14 protein-coding genes are annotated in these 16,326 nt (G+C 54.2%); 7 read left to right on the forward strand and 7 right to left on the reverse strand.

The window, feature by feature from the left end; all coding sequences use genetic code 11:
• Positions 1-34 precede the first annotated feature (34 nt).
• Both AB2B48_RS21890 and AB2B48_RS21895 read right to left on the reverse strand, forming a co-directional pair.
• On the reverse strand, positions 35-841 hold the full coding sequence (locus AB2B48_RS21890) for a DUF2950 family protein (protein ID WP_368300204.1): 807 nt from the start codon (positions 839-841) through the stop codon (positions 35-37).
• An 11-nt stretch (positions 842-852) separates the two neighbouring features.
• Positions 853-2,505, reverse strand: coding sequence for a DUF3300 domain-containing protein (locus tag AB2B48_RS21895; protein ID WP_368300205.1), 1,653 nt, complete (start codon positions 2,503-2,505; stop codon positions 853-855).
• Positions 2,506-2,971: 466 nt separating this feature from the next.
• Here AB2B48_RS21895 and acnB point away from each other — a divergent pair, with 466 nt between their 5' ends.
• Positions 2,972-5,569, forward strand: a complete 2,598-nt coding sequence (gene acnB / locus AB2B48_RS21900) for a bifunctional aconitate hydratase 2/2-methylisocitrate dehydratase (protein ID WP_185669255.1) — start codon at positions 2,972-2,974, stop codon at positions 5,567-5,569.
• A 218-nt stretch (positions 5,570-5,787) separates the two neighbouring features.
• On the opposite strand, the gene AB2B48_RS21905 is transcribed toward acnB, so the two are convergent.
• Positions 5,788-6,114 carry an excalibur calcium-binding domain-containing protein gene (locus tag AB2B48_RS21905; RefSeq protein ID WP_368300206.1) on the reverse strand — a complete coding sequence of 109 codons (327 nt, stop codon included), beginning with the start codon at positions 6,112-6,114 and terminating at the stop codon, positions 5,788-5,790.
• A 348-nt stretch (positions 6,115-6,462) separates the two neighbouring features.
• Between AB2B48_RS21905 and yacL the strand changes: the two genes are divergently transcribed.
• Positions 6,463-6,825 (forward strand): protein YacL, encoded by a 363-nt coding sequence (gene yacL, locus AB2B48_RS21910; protein WP_185669254.1) that lies wholly within the window; start codon positions 6,463-6,465, stop codon positions 6,823-6,825.
• Positions 6,826-6,865: 40 nt separating this feature from the next.
• On the opposite strand, the gene AB2B48_RS21915 is transcribed toward yacL, so the two are convergent.
• Together AB2B48_RS21915 and AB2B48_RS21920 are read right to left on the reverse strand one after the other, a co-directional pair.
• A complete protein-coding gene (locus AB2B48_RS21915) occupies positions 6,866-7,555 on the reverse strand; it encodes a tetratricopeptide repeat protein (protein ID WP_368300207.1) in 690 nt (229 codons plus the stop codon).
• Positions 7,556-7,790: 235 nt separating this feature from the next.
• Positions 7,791-8,138: a YacC family pilotin-like protein gene (locus AB2B48_RS21920; protein ID WP_035891920.1), complete on the reverse strand. Its 348-nt coding sequence runs from the start codon at positions 8,136-8,138 to the stop codon at positions 7,791-7,793.
• A 143-nt stretch (positions 8,139-8,281) separates the two neighbouring features.
• Between AB2B48_RS21920 and cueO the strand changes: the two genes are divergently transcribed.
• Together cueO and AB2B48_RS21930 are read left to right on the forward strand one after the other, a co-directional pair.
• Complete coding sequence (cueO, locus tag AB2B48_RS21925) at positions 8,282-9,847, forward strand: multicopper oxidase CueO (protein ID WP_368300210.1); 1,566 nt, start codon at positions 8,282-8,284, stop codon at positions 9,845-9,847.
• Positions 9,848-9,969: 122 nt separating this feature from the next.
• On the forward strand, positions 9,970-10,494 hold the full coding sequence (locus AB2B48_RS21930) for a hypothetical protein (RefSeq protein ID WP_368300211.1): 525 nt from the start codon (positions 9,970-9,972) through the stop codon (positions 10,492-10,494).
• Between the two features lie 69 nt (positions 10,495-10,563).
• On the opposite strand, the gene AB2B48_RS21935 is transcribed toward AB2B48_RS21930, so the two are convergent.
• Complete coding sequence (locus AB2B48_RS21935; protein ID WP_368300212.1) at positions 10,564-12,954, reverse strand: glucose/quinate/shikimate family membrane-bound PQQ-dependent dehydrogenase; 2,391 nt, start codon at positions 12,952-12,954, stop codon at positions 10,564-10,566.
• A 204-nt stretch (positions 12,955-13,158) separates the two neighbouring features.
• Between AB2B48_RS21935 and hpt the strand changes: the two genes are divergently transcribed.
• Positions 13,159-13,695, forward strand: a complete 537-nt coding sequence (gene hpt / locus AB2B48_RS21940) for a hypoxanthine phosphoribosyltransferase (RefSeq protein WP_035891924.1) — start codon at positions 13,159-13,161, stop codon at positions 13,693-13,695.
• A gap of 90 nt (positions 13,696-13,785) precedes the next feature.
• Here hpt and can read toward each other — a convergent pair whose 3' ends face one another.
• Positions 13,786-14,448: a carbonate dehydratase gene (gene can / locus AB2B48_RS21945; protein WP_106925477.1), complete on the reverse strand. Its 663-nt coding sequence runs from the start codon at positions 14,446-14,448 to the stop codon at positions 13,786-13,788.
• A 102-nt stretch (positions 14,449-14,550) separates the two neighbouring features.
• On the opposite strand from can, the gene AB2B48_RS21950 reads away from it, so the two are divergent.
• A complete protein-coding gene (locus AB2B48_RS21950) occupies positions 14,551-15,477 on the forward strand; it encodes an ABC transporter ATP-binding protein (RefSeq protein WP_368300214.1) in 927 nt (308 codons plus the stop codon).
• Positions 15,474-16,244, forward strand: coding sequence for an ABC transporter permease (locus tag AB2B48_RS21955; RefSeq protein ID WP_333495954.1), 771 nt, complete (start codon positions 15,474-15,476; stop codon positions 16,242-16,244). Before AB2B48_RS21950 ends, AB2B48_RS21955 begins: the two co-directional genes overlap by 4 nt.
• The last annotated feature ends 82 nt before the right edge of the window (positions 16,245-16,326 follow it).

Here is a 16,326-nt window from a genome sequence, read left to right on the forward strand (position 1 = left end):
GCCCGGCAGCGTATAGACGCCGCCGGGCATTTTTTTACTCTGCGACCGCCTGCCAGCCCGCGCTGGCATCGGGATCAAAGTGGGCAATCGCCTGCGCTTGTTGTTCAGACTCGACGCCCAGATTCGCCTCATAGACGCGATCGTTTTGGTCGATCATAAAGCTCATCACGCCGGTCTGCCCCCACTCAACCGGCCAGGCCAGCAGGGCAACGGCACCTTTATCACCTTCCGGCAGAATGCGGAAGTGGTAGCCGTGATAGCCTTCCCCCGGTGCATTTGGGCTGAAGTTTGGCCCTAATGGGCTTGGCGCTTCTCCAGGGGCCGCTGGCCAGTAGAGGCCATCTTTTTTCCCGTCGCTGCTGATGATTTTCTGCGCCCAGGCGTGGTTCAACTGGTAGTAATCCTGCTGAGCATCGACGTAAGCATGCATCGCCTGAATGGCCGACAGTTCATTACGCCCAATCGCGCGGGTCAGAATCTCATCCTTCCCGGCAGACATGTTAAATTCCCAGCCTTTGGCGCTTTTCTCCATCGGAATCGGTAGTCGCCAGCCGTCGTTGCCAACGTCCAGCCAGGCGGTATTGGCCTGAATGACGATGCGGTGGCTGACCTGCCAGTCGCGCAGGAAGCGGTCAACGGCATCTTGGTCGACGCCGTCCGGCGGCAGGAACTGCTGCCAGTTATCGCCGAGTAGCTTATCCAACTCGGCATCATCTTTCTGGGTCACCGCATTGACCAGCGCGCTAGCGGCCTGGTCTGGGGTGGTGAAGGTTTGCTGCGCCAGCGCCATCAGTGGTGACATTGCCAGCGCCAGCAGCGCTATCTGTATCTGCTTTTTCATCACGTTATCCTTTAGCGTCGACGGAACTCATGGTGCCCGGCAGGGCTACCGCTGTGCTGCTCGCCGCCGAGCCCGGAGGCATGGCGGCTCTGCAACCCGCGAGACTGCTGTGCCTGCCATGACGGTGCGCGGCTGTCGTTACCGCTGAGCGCCGTGTTATGCAGACCGCCGCCGTTGGCGCGCAGCGCACTGTTCTGGCCCATCATTCCGGCGTTCAGATGCGGCGTCTGGCCGTTCAAGCGCTCGTGCGTTTGCAGATTTTGACGCTGAGTCGCGTTGAGCTGCGGACGCTGCTGGGTATGCTGAGTCGCCGCCGCGCGCTGCTGTACCGGGTGCGTCTGCGCACGGTTTGTCGGCGCGTCATAGCCGCGGAAGTTATTGCGCTGCGCCGCCTGATTCCACTGCTGTGTTGCCGCATTACGCTGGGCATCACGCGAACCCAGTGCAGCTGGGCTGGCGTTGCCGCTGCTGGTATGCGTACGCTGCTGCAGTTGCGACATCGCTGCCTGACGCTGGCTGTCGCGGTTAGGCTGCGCGTGCTGGGTTGCGCTCAACCCGCCGGCCACATCGGTTTGATGCGGAGCAACCACGCCCGGCGTCTGGTGCGTGGCGCTCAGCCCTCCGGCGACGTTGGTCTGGTGGAACTGCTGAGTCACGCTGTTGTTTGGGTACGGCGTGTTGCCGCGATACGCCGGGTTGTGCTGCCAGCCCATCGTCTGGCCGCTGATGTTCTGACCGCTTATCTTGTTGAAGTTATTCACATTGATGTTGATGTTATCGCCATTATGCTGATAGCCGCCGTGATCATAATGATCGTCATGATGATCATCGTCGTGGTGGTGATGGTCGTCATCATCCCAATCGATGCTGCTGAAAATCGCATAGGTGGTTGCTACGCCAAGGCTATAGCCGAAGCCGCGTACAAAGCTGTCGGCAAACTGTTCCCCCGGAGGCGGCGGCAGATAGACCGGCGGCGCGGAGGTATAAGGCCAGCTGCTGCCGTAAACCACCGTCGGATTGTAGTTCGGTACGTAGACCACCTGCGGATTGCTCGGCTCAATCTTGATAACCGTTGGAGCGCTGCTGGCGGTATGCGTCGAGGTCGATGAGGCCACGCGTTTGGTGGTGGTGACCGTCTGCTGCGGCGTCGACTTCAGCGAACCGGTTTGCTGGGCGAGCTGGCGCAGTTTCTGCACGGCGTCCATCACGTCCTGCGGTTGCGCCAGAAATGCGTTGCCGAGGTTGGTCACCCACTGCGGATCTTCCCCCATCATGCCCGTCAACTGCGGGAAAGCGACCAGTGATTTTACGCTGACATCCCACGGCTGATTCGCCACGGCTTTCACCGCTGCATCCCCCTGCTGGCCGGGATGATCTTTCGACCACTGCACTGCTTGCGTGACATTATCCGGATAGGTTGAGGCCATCAGCACCTGCGATAGCAGCGGGTCTGGGTAGAGTGCGATAGGCGCTACCCACTGCGTGATTTGCGCGGTGGTGTAGGTGACCGGGGCAGGGGCGGCTTCAGGTGCCGCCGCCGTGACTGCAGGCGGCGCATCAGGGGTGACGGGCTCCCGGCTTTTGACGTACAGCGTGCCGGCCGCTGCGAGCAGCCCGGCGCTGCAGATAAGCGCAATATAGTGAGGCTTAAAGGGCAAAGTCATGGTGGTTCTCCAGGGAACTACACAGTCCGTAACAGAGGAGTCGGATATGCCGCGAGTATAAAGAGACTATTGTTTGTTTTTTGATTAAAGCAGGGATTTTTGCGGTTGTCGGAGAATTCTGACAAGAGTTTACACTGCTGAAGAAAGGGGAAAACGGTCTGTTTACGGCGTGATTATTGCCCGCTTATCGTCCTCTTAGATGTCATACTTTCATAACAAAATGTTTAATACCCTGGCCATTCGATGGTTTTTTTTCATCGTAAAAAGGCTTTTTTTAATCTGTTATATCAACATTAACGATTCAGCAAATATTTAATGTTGCTTTTTTGTAAACAGATTAACACCCTCCAGAAATCCTGCTATGCTGGCCTCGCGGTACCGGGCTTTTACCCTACAAACTGCTGTCTCACAGGAGCGTGAAGAGATCGCCGACCGCATATGACAATGAGAGCGAGGAGATACCGTCGTGCTAAAAGAATACCGTGAGCACGTAGCTGAGCGTGCCGCCGAAGGGATTGTTGCCAAACCCTTAGATGCTACCCAAATGGCCGCGCTGGTTGAGCTGCTGAAGAATCCGCCTGCTGGCGAAGAAGAATTCCTGTTAGACCTGTTAACCAACCGTGTGCCGCCGGGCGTTGATGAAGCCGCCTACGTTAAAGCGGGTTTCCTCGCTGCCGTCGCAAAAGGCGAAGCCACCTCCCCACTGGTTACCCCAGAAAAAGCCATTGAACTGTTAGGCACCATGCAGGGTGGTTACAACATCCATCCGCTGATTGATGCGCTGGACGATGCGAAACTGGCCCCGATTGCTGCCAAAGCGCTGTCCCATACCCTGCTGATGTTTGATAACTTCTACGATGTAGAAGAGAAAGCCAAAGCGGGCAACGCCTACGCTAAGCAGGTTGTTCAGTCCTGGGCTGATGCCGAATGGTTCCTGAACCGCCCTGCGCTGGCAGACAAAATCACCGTTACCGTTTTCAAAGTGACCGGTGAAACCAACACCGATGACCTGTCTCCGGCGCCGGATGCCTGGTCTCGCCCGGATATCCCTCTGCACGCTCTGGCGATGCTGAAAAACGCCCGTGAAGGCATTGACCCGGATCAGCCTGGTGCCGTTGGCCCGATTAAACAGATCGAAGCCCTGCAGCAGAAAGGTTTCCCGCTGGCCTACGTGGGCGACGTTGTGGGTACCGGTTCTTCCCGTAAATCGGCGACCAACTCCGTACTGTGGTTCATGGGTGACGATATCCCTCATGTGCCGAACAAACGCGGCGGCGGTCTGTGCCTCGGCGGCAAAATTGCACCTATCTTCTTCAACACCATGGAAGATGCGGGCGCGCTGCCAATTGAAGTGGACGTTTCCAACCTGAACATGGGCGACGTGATTGACGTGTACCCGTTCAAAGGCGAAGTGCGTAACCACGAAACCGACGAACTGCTGGCCACCTTCGAGCTGAAAACCGACGTACTGATCGACGAAGTACGTGCCGGTGGCCGTATCCCGCTGATCATCGGCCGTGGCCTGACCACCAAGGCGCGTGAAGCGCTGGGTCTGCCGCACAGCGACGTATTCCGTCAGGCAAAAGACGTGGCGGAAAGCAGCCGCGGCTTCTCTCTGGCTCAGAAAATGGTTGGTCGCGCCTGTGGCGTGAAAGGTATTCGTCCGGGTGCATACTGCGAACCGAAGATGACCTCCGTAGGTTCTCAGGATACTACCGGCCCAATGACCCGTGATGAACTGAAAGACCTGGCGTGCCTGGGCTTCTCTTCTGACCTGGTGATGCAGTCCTTCTGCCACACTGCCGCGTATCCTAAGCCGGTAGACGTGACCACGCACCACACGCTGCCAGACTTCATCATGAACCGTGGCGGTGTCTCCCTGCGTCCGGGCGACGGCGTTATCCACTCCTGGCTGAACCGTATGCTGCTGCCAGATACCGTGGGTACCGGCGGTGACTCCCACACCCGTTTCCCAATCGGTATCTCCTTCCCGGCGGGTTCTGGTCTGGTGGCGTTTGCCGCAGCGACCGGTGTGATGCCGCTGGATATGCCTGAATCTGTACTGGTTCGCTTCAAAGGCAAAATGCAGCCGGGTATCACCCTGCGTGACCTGGTTCATGCGATCCCGCTGTACGCGATTCGCCAGGGCCTGCTGACCGTTGAGAAGAAAGGTAAGAAAAACATCTTCTCTGGCCGCATCCTGGAAATCGAAGGTCTGCCGGATCTGAAAGTTGAGCAGGCGTTCGAGCTGACCGATGCTTCCGCAGAGCGTTCCGCTGCGGGCTGTACCATCAAGCTGAACAAAGAGCCAATCGTTGAGTACCTGACCTCCAACATCGTTCTGCTGAAGTGGATGATCGCGGAAGGCTACGGCGACCGTCGTACGCTGGAACGTCGTGTACAGGGCATGGAAAAATGGCTGGCGGATCCGCAACTGCTGGAAGCTGATGCTGACGCAGAATACGCGGCGGTGATCGACATCGATCTGGCTGATATCAAAGAGCCAATTCTGTGTGCACCAAACGATCCGGACGACGCGCGTCTGCTGTCTGACGTGCAGGGCGAGAAGATCGACGAAGTGTTCATCGGTTCCTGCATGACCAACATCGGCCACTTCCGTGCTGCTGGTAAGCTGCTGGATAACCATAAAGGCCAGCTGCCAACCCGCCTGTGGGTGGCTCCGCCAACTCGTATGGATGCGGCTCAGCTGACCGAAGAAGGTTACTACAGCGTGTTCGGTAAGAGCGGTGCGCGTATCGAGATCCCTGGCTGCTCCCTGTGCATGGGTAACCAGGCGCGTGTAGCGGACGGTGCGACGGTGGTGTCGACCTCAACCCGTAACTTCCCGAACCGTTTAGGTACCGGTGCGAACGTCTTCCTGGCGTCCGCAGAGCTGGCAGCAGTTTCGGCGCTTATCGGTAAGCTGCCAACTCCGGAAGAGTATCAGACCTTCGTGGCTCAGGTTGATAAGACGGCGGTAGATACCTACCGTTACCTGAACTTCGACCAGCTCTCTCAGTACACCGAGAAAGCGGACGGCGTCATCTTCCAGACCGCAGTATAAAAAGTAGCCCGGACGAGATGCGATAGCATCGACTCTGGGAACTCCCCGGCGGCGCTACGCTTGGCCGGGCGACCAAAAAAGGGTGAGAGTTCAGACTCTCACCCTTTTTATATTAAGTACCGTACTGATATTGATGCTCTGCCTATTATTAATTTTACTTAATTCATTGAAAAGTAAGTTTATTATATCTCTGTTTTTATCTAATTATACGGTTGTTATTATTTGCTGGTTGCTATTTGTATAGATGTCGGAGTTTGTACCGATGCCAGATAATTGAATGTGGCAGGTTTATTACTGAAAATACGCATGGCGGGATTTTGGCTCTTAATTTGTGAGCGGTGATGGCCACAGAGATTATCACGTTCACACGGCCAGCCATCATGGTCGCCATCCATCTTCGTGTTAGGGCAATTTTTTAATACCCACCTAGCCTCTTCACAGGTCGCCATTTCACTGCAGTAATGACGATTATTACATTCATAACCGTATGAATATATGCTTAAAAATGTAGATAAAATAATTATCAATTTGCTGGTTTTTCTCATTTTTTCATTCCTTTGATGAAAGAGATTATTGATATAATCATATGTTCGAGATATCTGTAAAATAATTTATTGAAGATTGCTATATTAATAGTATTCATAACGAATAAATTATTTGATTATATTTTACATATTAATTGGTCAATATACCCAGAGGCGATCGCCCATCATGATCAATCTTTCACCATTGCCCTGACATATCTCCACCAAAGCGCTGGTGGTGTGGGCGATTGTCGTGATGTTTTTTTCCCACTCTGCGGGCTATCGTACTGCTTTTATCCTCTCCAACTGCGATAATTACCTATAGGTACAATGCAGCGGTGACGCATTGCCTTTGTAGAGGAACAGATTATGGATTATGAATTTCTGCGTGACGTTACCGGAGGGGTAAAAGTACGTATGTCGATGGGCCATGAAGTGGTCGGTCACTGGTTTAATGAAGAGGTCAAAGACAACCTCTCGCTACTGGACGAAGTCGAACAGGCTGCACGTACCGTCAAAGGCAGCGAACGCTCATGGCAGCGCGCGGGGCATGAATACACCCTGTGGCTGGACGGCGAAGAAGTGATGGTTCGCGCCAATCAGCTGGAGATTTCCGGCGATGAGATGGAAGAGGGGATGAGCTACTACGATGAAGAGAGCTTGTCGCTTTGCGGCGTTGAAGACTTTTTGCAGGTCGTTGCCGCCTACCGTGAGTTTATGAAGCAGCGCTAACGGATGCGGAGCCTGCGGGCTCCGCATTAGCGTGTAAACGCTACTGTATGTTTTTTATCTCAAATCTATCTGCCTCGATAGCGTTAATAAGATAGTTAGCTTTTTCGTCATCAGGTCTCTTTTCTCTGTAAGCGTTAAGTGCTCTGAGCGCGTTCTTTTTATCACCACAGGAAATGTAGGCTACCCCCTGGATAAGTTGCGCTTGAATATATCCACCTTTGATCGCCGTATCAAAATAATTAACGCTTTGCTTACATTTTCCTGAACTTAAAAGAAATACACCATAGAAATAATTTGACTCTTGATCATCTGGTTTACTTTTTAATAGCCTCTGATAAAGTTCCGCTGCACGCATACCGCTATCGGGAATATTGAGCGTATAGCCAATATGATTGACCAGTGCACCTCTTCCTAATATATCAAAGTGTGGATCAGGAGTGTTGTTAATATATATATTTAGCACGCTGATGAGTCCAAGAGTATCGCGAGTTGCTCGTTTTTTCTCTTCTGCAGAATCGAACTTTGCTGGGTGCTGAAAAGCATGCTGCATAAGGTCTTGAAGTATAGTATCTAAATACTTTATATTTAATGAATATTTCGTGCCAGATGGTCCTTCTTTCTTTTGCGGTATTTTTTCTAAATCATAGTTGCCATATGGAGTTGCGTAAGCATCCGTGTTTATGAAAATCAAAAGCACAATAAGGAACGTTCTTTTTATAAATGGTATCATATAATTTCCTTTTATATCCCAGATGGTGTGCGTTCACCTGATTCAATACCTCGAAGATATTACTATTATCGTTAATGGTTTTCTAATGAAAACAATATTATATTAAGCAAAAAATGATATTTATTGATCGTGTTTATTTTTCTATTATGAATAATTCAGCGGAGAGAACATGGACTCATACACAAATCAGGCGCATTTTTTCACTATGCGCCTGCTCCGTTCTACTTAATACAACTTATTTGACGTAGGCCAACAGGCTCAGCGAGTCGCGAGCCAGCGCTTTGCACTTCTTCGAGGTAGGAATGCCGATGCCGCTGAGATCGCGGTAGCTGTCTTCACCCAGCGCCTTCATGTTAAAGGTATCGTAGTTGCTGAGATCCCACTGATTTTGCTGGGCAAAAAAGACCAATGCGCGACGAATTTGCGTGTTCGGCAGATTCTGGTAACCACAGTCGTTTTTCAGGAAGACAAATACCGCCGTGAGATCGGCCATATCTTCTGCTTCAGACTCGCTTAAAGCATAACTGGAACTGGACATCGCCAGCAGCGAACCAAGCAGTACCGTTCGGAAAAACGTCTTCATTTCTTCTACCTTACATCGTCGATATTCAACGTTAACATACTTCCAGAAGCGGCGGGAGGCTTTCTTAAAGCTTTCTGCTTGACCTTCCCGCAGGGGTAGGGTTTAAGCTCAATTAATCACCAGAAGCCGAAAAGGATGTAACGATGCATCGTCGTGATTTTATCAAACTCAGCGCCGCTATCGGCGTTGCCAGCGCCTTGCCTCTGTGGAGCCGTGCGGTATTCGCCGCCGAGCGCACCATGCTTCCCATTCCTCCCTTGCTTGCCGCTGACGCGGATAATCAGATCTTGCTGACCGTTCAGGTCGGAAAGACACAATTTGCTGGAAAAACGGCGACAACCTGGGGCTACAACGGCAGCCTGTTAGGGCCGGCTATTCAGCTGCAGCAGGGCAAGCCGATTACGGTGAAAATTAACAACACCCTGCCGGAAGCGACCACCGTGCACTGGCACGGCCTGGAAGTGCCGGGTGAGGTTGACGGCGGCCCTCAGGGGGTTATCCAACCGGGTGGCAGTCGGAGTGTGACGTTTACGCCAACCCAGCGCGCAGCAACCTGCTGGTTCCACCCGCATCAGCACGGTCAAACTGGCCGACAGGTAGCGATGGGGCTGGCGGGCCTCGTGCTCATCGAAGATGAAGATAGCCAGAAGCTGATGCTGCCTAAGCAGTGGGGCATCGACGATGTGCCGGTGATTATGCAGGACAAGAAATTTACCGCCGCCGGTGAGATTGACTATCAGTTGGATGTCATGAGCGCCGCGGTGGGCTGGTTTGGCGATACGCTGCTGACCAACGGCGTGACCTACCCGCAGCATACGCCGCCAAGAGGCTGGCTGCGCCTGCGCCTGTTGAACGGCTGTAACGCCCGTTCGCTGACTATTGCAACCAGCGATAAGCGCCCGATGTATGTCGTTGCCAGCGACGGCGGGCTGTTGGCCGAGCCGGTGAAAGTGAGCGAACTGCCGATGCTGATGGGCGAACGCTTTGAAGTGCTGGTGGATGCGCGCGACGGTAAACCATTCGATCTCCTGACCCTCCCGGTGACGCAGATGGGCATGGCCGTCGCGCCGTTCGATAAGCCCGTGCCGGTACTGCACGTGCAGCCTATCGGTATCCCGGGATCGGCAACGCTGCCGGACACTCTCGTAGCAATGCCTGCGCTGCCATCGCTCGATGGGCTGACCGAGCGTAAGCTCCAGCTCTCAATGGACCCGATGCTCGACATGATGGGCATGCAGGCGCTGATGCAAAAGTACGGCAATCAGGCGATGGGCAGCATGGATCACGGCAGCATGATGGGCCACGGCGGCATGAAGATGGATCATGGCGGAATGGGTAACATGCACCACGGCGACGGCGGCTTTGATTTCCACAATGCTAATCGCATCAACGGCAAGGCGTTCGATATGAACGTGCCGATGTTTGCCGCCGCCAAAGGGCAGTATGAGCGCTGGGTTATTTCCGGCGAAGGCGACATGATGTTGCACCCGTTCCACATTCACGGCACCCAGTTCCGCATACTGCGTGAGAACGGACAGGTACCGGCGGCGCACCGTGCAGGCTGGAAGGATACGGTTCGCGTCGAAGGCGGCGTCAGCGAAGTGCTGGTGAAGTTTGACCATAGCGCGCCGAAAGAACAGGCCTATATGGCGCACTGCCACCTGCTGGAGCATGAAGATACCGGCATGATGCTCGGCTTTACCGTTTAACCTGCCACCGGATAGCGACCCCGCTATCCGGTAACCCTCTGTGGCCGATATAGATTTCAGCCATATTATTCAGCCAACTTCTCGCTATACTCCTGTGGTTAACGATTAATCATGAGGTAAGAATGGCTATCTTTGGTAAGGCTCTGGCAGCCTCTTTTGTCATGCTGGTGGCGGTATCGGCGCACGCTGACATGAAGATGGAACGTAAAGACATTCCTGAATTAAAGCTGAGCATCGAGATCCCGCAGACGCTTACGCCAATGCCTGATGACATGGCGAAAATCAAATACCCTTCTGAAAACCGCCCGCAGGTCATTTATGGCGACGAACGTGGCAAAGCGTCCTTAGGCATCAGCAACGGTCGTCATGCGCTGCCCGCAGACAAGCTTGATGTGGCAAAGGATGCGACGCTGAAAATGCTGAATAATTTCAAGCCGAAGGCGGAAGCCGTCACGGTGGATGGGCATAAGGCGTGGTTGATTACCTTCCGCTCTCAGGCGCCGGATACTGAGATTCTGAATATGCTGCTGGTGGCGTCAGAAAACGATAAGGCCGTGCAGGCTGCCTTTAACATGACAAAAGATTTGGAAGGGCAGTATAAGGATGTGGCCAGGGCTTCGTTGCTGTCGATTAAGTTTGATAAGTAAATCGGCCGGGCCACAACGTTCGTAGCCCGGGCGAGGCGTTTACGCCGACCCCGGGGTCGGCGCTAACGCTTACTTCACGTCGTCAGGTAACGCATAGGCGACGATATAATCACCCATCTTCGTACCAAACGATCCGTGACCGCCTGCGGAAATGACCACGTACTGCTTGCCATTCACCTCATAGGTCATCGGCGTTGCCTGACCGCCTGCTGGCAGACGACCCTGCCACAGTTTCTCACCGTTGCTCATGTTGTAAGCTCGCAGGTAGTTATCGGCAGTAGCGGCGATAAACAGCACGTTACCGGCTGTGGAGATTGGGCCACCCAGCATCGGCATACCCATATTAAACGGCAGCGGAACCGGCAGTGGGAACGGCAGGCTATCCTGCGGTGTACCCAGACGTTTTTTCCACACTACTTCGTTAGTTTTCAGATCCAGCGCCGAGATATAACCCCAGGCTGGCTGTTTGCACGGCAGGCCAAACGGTGACAGGAACGCGTTCAGCGTCACGCCAAACGGCACGCCGTACTGCGGCTGAATACCAGACTCGGTACCGCTGGATTTCGCGTCTTTCGGTGGCTCCATCGGGTTGCCTGGGCCACGTGGGATCAGCTTCGACACGAACGGCAGCGCCATCGGGTTAGCAATCGCCACCTGGCGGTTAGGGTCAACGGAGATACCGCCCCACTCGAACATCCCCAGGTTACCCGGGAACACCAGCGTGCCCTGCTCGGATGGTGGGGTGAAGATGCCTTCATAGCGCAGTTTGTGGAACATCACGCGGCACACCAGCTGATCGAACATGGTGGCGCCCCACATGTCCGCACCGGTCAGATCTTTCTTCGGACGGAAGCTCAGGTCGGAGAACGGCTGGGTTTTGGTGACGTAGTCGCCTTTGGCTGCACCCTGAGGAACCGGTTTTTCCGGTGCCGGCACAACCAGCTCGCCGTTACGGCGGTCGAGCACGAAGATATTACCGGTTTTCGCCGGGGCGTAGATGACCGGCACCGTCTTACCGTCAACGCTGATATCTGCCAGCGTTGGCTGGGACGGCATATCCATATCCCACAAATCGTGGTGAACGGTCTGGTAGCTCCAGGCAAGCTTACCGGTGGTCGCATTCAGCGCCACAATTGAGCTCGCGTAGCGTTCCTGCTCTGGCGTACGGTTGCCACCCCAGATATCCGGCGTGGTGACACCCATCGGCAGATAGACCAGATCCAGCTTCGCGTCATAGGCCGCTGGCGCCCAGGAGTTCGGCGAGTTGAAGGTATAATGCGAACCTGCTGGCGGGATAGCGTTTGGATCTTTCGCACCCGGATCAAAGGCCCACAGCAGCTTGCCGCTGTTAACATCAAAGCCGCGAATCACGCCAGACGGCTCACGGGTAGAGAAGTTATCGGTGACCGCACCGGCAATCACGATGACTTTATCTGTGATAATCGGTGGTGAAGTCGGTTCGTACATGCCCGGCGTGGTGACCGGCATGTCGGTTTGCAGGTTGAGAATGCCTTTGTTGGCAAAGCTCTCGCACAGCTTACCGGTGTCGGCGTTGAGGGCGAAGATACGGCCATCGTTCACCGGCAGGATAATGCGGCGAGGGCAGTCGGCAACCACGTCAGGTGACGCGTTTGCGGCGGTCGCTTCATGGTAAGAGACGCCACGGCAGGTCACGTGCTGGAAGCTCGGGTCAGTGCCGAGTTGCGGGTCAAAGTGCCATTTCTCTTTACCGGTCGCTGCATCCAGGGCAAACACGCGCTGGTGAGCGGTACAGAGGTAGAGCATATTACCAATCTTGATCGGGGTGACTTCGTTGGTGATTTCACCCGGATCGTTTGGCTGCTTCAGGTCGCCGGTGCGGAATACCCAGGCTTCCTTCAGGTTGTGTACGTTGTCGGCATTAATCTGCTTTAACGGCGAGAAGCGCTGGCCTTCCTGGTTACGCCCATAGGCTGGCCAATCCTGGTCTGCGACCTGGGAGATTGGCTCGGCCGGTGTCGCATCTGCGCTCAGCGTGCCGTTAACCTCCTGGGGGTCGTGGAAACCGGCCCAGGTGAGGATACCGGCGCTGATAATCAGTGCGACGAGCAAAGCCGCCACGGCACCGCTTGACGGCACCACCAGACGACGCCAGACAAACGGCAAAATCAGCCAGACGCCGAAGATAACCAGCACGTCGCTGCGCGGCGTCAGCGCCCAGAAGTCAAAGCCGACTTCCCACACGCCCCATACCATGGTTGCCAGCAGCAGTAAGGCGTAAAGCCACAGCGCTGAACGCTTTGCGCGCCACAGCTGTGCCGTAATGCCCAGCATCACCAGGCCAGCGATAGGGTAATACCAGGAACCCCCAATCGCGACCAGCCATACGCCGCCAATCAGTAAATACAGGCCGCAGAATGCCGCAAAGAGGGCGGTTAGCCTCCCGAGCAGTCCTGGACGTTGATGATTTGTTTCAGCCATAGAAAAGTGTCCGTTTGTTTGTTAATTATTGCTTTCATTTCATTATAGGATTTAACAAGTGTGATCGAAATCACAAATTGAGCTTTATTATCGAATTAGCCGCGTCAATCGTTTTGCTGGTATACTTTCACGCTTGCTGATCAACCTCGCGGCTCTGGGTTAACGGGTTGAGTGATTTACATTTAAAATCATGTGGTTAGTTAAATGAAACATACTGTTGAAGTGATGATCCCGGAAGCGGAGATCAAGGCGCGTATCGCTGAACTGGGTCGTCTGATTAACGAGCGTTATAAAGACAGCGGTAGCGAAATGGTGTTAGTCGGTCTGCTGCGCGGCTCGTTCATGTTCATGGCCGACCTGTGCCGTGAAGTACAGGTTCCGCACGAAGTCGATTTTATGACGGCTTCCAGCTATGGCAGCGGTATGTCCACCACCCGCGACGTGAAAATCCTCAAAGATCTCGATGAAGATATCCGCGGTAAAGACGTGCTGATCGTTGAAGACATCATCGACTCCGGCAACACCCTGTCGAAAGTGCGTGAGATTCTGAGCCTGCGTGAGCCGAAGTCGCTGGCAATTTGTACGCTGCTGGATAAACCAACCCGTCGCGAAGTTGAAGTGCCGGTTGAGTTTGTCGGCTTCTCCATCCCGGACGAATTCGTGGTGGGTTATGGTATTGATTACGCTCAGCGTTATCGCCATCTGCCATACGTTGGCAAAGTGGTGCTGTTAGACGAGTAAGTTTGCAGGTAGCCCGGACGAGGCGGAATTCCGACTCCGGGACATGCCCGGCGTCACTGCGTTCGGCCGGGCGACAAGGGATGATTTCCCTTACTTATGATTGATGTGCTTTAACTTGAGGTTGGAAATTCCGTGGCGGTAACGCTGCTCGAGGGTTTCGCGGCTGACAGCGGTCACATCAAGATCGCGCAGTAGGCCGTCGTGAATACCGTACGCCCAACCGTGAATCATCACCTTCTGCCCACGTTTCCATGCTGATTGCATAATCGTCGAGTGGCCCAGGTTATAAACCTGCTCCATCACGTTCAGCTCGCATAGCGTATCCATGCGGCGTTCCGGCGGCATCTCGCCCAGCAATGAACTATGTTTGAACCAGATATCGCGAATGTGCAGCAGCCAGTTGTCGATTAACCCCAGTTCCGGGTTTTCAACCGCCGCCTGTACACCACCGCAGCCGTAGTGGCCACAGATAATAATGTGTTCAACTTCCAGCACATCAACGGCATACTGCACCACGGAAAGGCAGTTGAGATCGGTGTGGATAACCAGGTTTGCGACGTTACGGTGAACGAACAGTTCGCCAGGCTCAAGCCCGGTCAGACGTTCGGCGGGGACGCGGCTGTCAGAACAGCCAATCCATAAAAAACGGGGTTTTTGCGCTTGCGACAGTGTCGCAAAAAAGCCGGGATCCTCTTCTCTCAGCATTTTTGACCATAGTGCGTTATTGCTGATGAGTGTATCAATGTCTTTCATGGAGGCTTGTAACCAAGTGAAGTGCGTTGGGCTAATATAGGGCAACTCCTGATTTATTAAAACTAAATATCAAGTATCAGAATGTAAGGTAAGCGAAAATCTATGACCATTGCACTGGAATTAGAGCAACTGACAAAGACCTATCCTGGCGGCGTACAGGCGCTGCGTGGGATCGATCTGCAAGTCGAAGCCGGTGATTTCTACGCGCTTCTGGGGCCGAACGGGGCGGGTAAATCGACGACCATCGGGATTATCAGTTCGCTGGTGAATAAAACCTCCGGGCGCGTGAGCGTATTTGGTTATGACCTGCAAAAAGATGTGGTCAACGCCAAACGTCAGCTCGGGCTGGTGCCGCAGGAGTTCAACTTCAACCCGTTTGAAACCGTGCAGCAAATCGTGGTGAACCAGGCAGGCTACTACGGCGTTGAACATAAAGAAGCGGTCATCCGCAGCGAAAAATACCTGAAGCAGCTCGATTTGTGGGAAAAACGCAACGAACGTGCGCGGATGCTCTCCGGCGGGATGAAGCGTCGTCTGATGATTGCCCGCGCGCTGATGCACGAGCCGAAGCTGCTGATCCTTGATGAACCGACTGCGGGCGTAGATATTGAACTGCGTCGCTCTATGTGGGGCTTCCTCAAAGATCTCAACGATAAAGGCACCACCATCATTCTGACCACTCACTACCTGGAAGAAGCAGAAATGCTGTGCCGCAATATCGGCATCATCCAGCGCGGTGAACTGGTAGAGAACACCTCGATGAAAGAGCTGCTCTCCAAGCTGAAGTCTGAAACCTTTATTCTCGACCTGGCGCCAAAAAGTCCGCTGCCGAAGCTCGAAGGTTACAAGCACACGCTGGTGGATACCTCGACGCTGGAAGTCGAAGTGCTGCGCGAGCAGGGGATTAACAGCGTCTTTGCGCAGTTGAGTGCGCAGGGTATTCAGGTACTGAGTATGCGTAATAAAGCGAACCGCCTCGAAGAGCTGTTTGTATCGCTGGTTCATGAAAAACAAGGAGATCGCGCATGATGCAGCTTTACTGGGTTGCGCTGAAAAGCATCTGGGCGAAAGAGATCCACCGCTTTATGCGTATCTGGATCCAGACGCTGGTGCCACCCGTCATCACCATGACGCTGTACTTTATTATTTTCGGCAACCTGATCGGCTCCCGTATCGGTGAAATGCACGGCTTTACCTATATGCAGTTTATCGTGCCGGGCCTGATCATGATGGCGGTGATCACCAACGCTTATGCCAACGTGGCCTCGTCGTTCTTTAGCGCCAAGTTCCAGCGCAATATTGAAGAGCTGCTGGTGGCACCGGTGCCAACGCACGTTATCATCGCAGGGTTTGTCGGCGGTGGCGTGGCGCGCGGCCTGTGCGTGGGGGTTCTGGTCACCGCGATTTCGCTGTTCTTCGTGCCGTTCCAGGTTCACTCGTGGGTATTCGTGGCGTTGACGCTGATCCTCACCGCGGTGCTGTTCTCGCTTGCCGGCCTGCTTAACGCGGTCTTCGCCAAGACCTTCGATGACATCAGCCTGATCCCTACCTTCGTGCTGACGCCGCTGACCTACCTCGGCGGGGTGTTCTATTCGCTAACGCTGCTGCCGCCGTTCTGGCAGGGGCTGTCGCACCTGAACCCGATCGTCTACATGATTAGCGGCTTCCGCTACGGCTTCCTCGGCATTAACGATGTCCCGCTGGTCACCACGTTTGGCGTGCTGGTGGTGTTCATCGCGGCGTTTTACCTGCTGTGCTGGTATCTCATCCAGCGCGGCCGCGGCCTGCGCAGCTAATCGTGCTGTATTTTCCGGTAGGTAAAACCTGCCGGGAACCGTTCTTTGACAGTCATCACCCCTATTTATTGATTGCTCAGCT

This window comes from Kluyvera sichuanensis (assembly GCF_040930405.1).
GTDB lineage: Bacteria > Pseudomonadota > Gammaproteobacteria > Enterobacterales > Enterobacteriaceae > Kluyvera > Kluyvera sichuanensis.

Excerpts from the sequence above, each read along its gene's own strand:
- AB2B48_RS21905 (WP_368300206.1), bottom strand. The coding sequence starts at position 6,114 with ATGAGAAAAACCAGCAAATTGATAATTATTTTATCTACATTTTTAAGC.
- yacL (WP_185669254.1), top strand. The coding sequence starts at position 6,463 with ATGGATTATGAATTTCTGCGTGACGTTACCGGAGGGGTAAAAGTACGT.
- AB2B48_RS21920 (WP_035891920.1), bottom strand. The coding sequence starts at position 8,138 with ATGAAGACGTTTTTCCGAACGGTACTGCTTGGTTCGCTGCTGGCGATG.
- can (WP_106925477.1), bottom strand. The coding sequence starts at position 14,448 with ATGAAAGACATTGATACACTCATCAGCAATAACGCACTATGGTCAAAA.
- hpt (WP_035891924.1), top strand. The coding sequence starts at position 13,159 with ATGAAACATACTGTTGAAGTGATGATCCCGGAAGCGGAGATCAAGGCG.
- cueO (WP_368300210.1), top strand. The coding sequence starts at position 8,282 with ATGCATCGTCGTGATTTTATCAAACTCAGCGCCGCTATCGGCGTTGCC.
- AB2B48_RS21955 (WP_333495954.1), top strand. The coding sequence starts at position 15,474 with ATGATGCAGCTTTACTGGGTTGCGCTGAAAAGCATCTGGGCGAAAGAG.
- AB2B48_RS21930 (WP_368300211.1), top strand. The coding sequence starts at position 9,970 with ATGGCTATCTTTGGTAAGGCTCTGGCAGCCTCTTTTGTCATGCTGGTG.
- AB2B48_RS21950 (WP_368300214.1), top strand. The coding sequence starts at position 14,551 with ATGACCATTGCACTGGAATTAGAGCAACTGACAAAGACCTATCCTGGC.
- AB2B48_RS21890 (WP_368300204.1), bottom strand. The coding sequence starts at position 841 with ATGAAAAAGCAGATACAGATAGCGCTGCTGGCGCTGGCAATGTCACCA.
- AB2B48_RS21935 (WP_368300212.1), bottom strand. The coding sequence starts at position 12,954 with ATGGCTGAAACAAATCATCAACGTCCAGGACTGCTCGGGAGGCTAACC.
- AB2B48_RS21915 (WP_368300207.1), bottom strand. The coding sequence starts at position 7,555 with ATGATACCATTTATAAAAAGAACGTTCCTTATTGTGCTTTTGATTTTC.
- AB2B48_RS21895 (WP_368300205.1), bottom strand. The coding sequence starts at position 2,505 with ATGACTTTGCCCTTTAAGCCTCACTATATTGCGCTTATCTGCAGCGCC.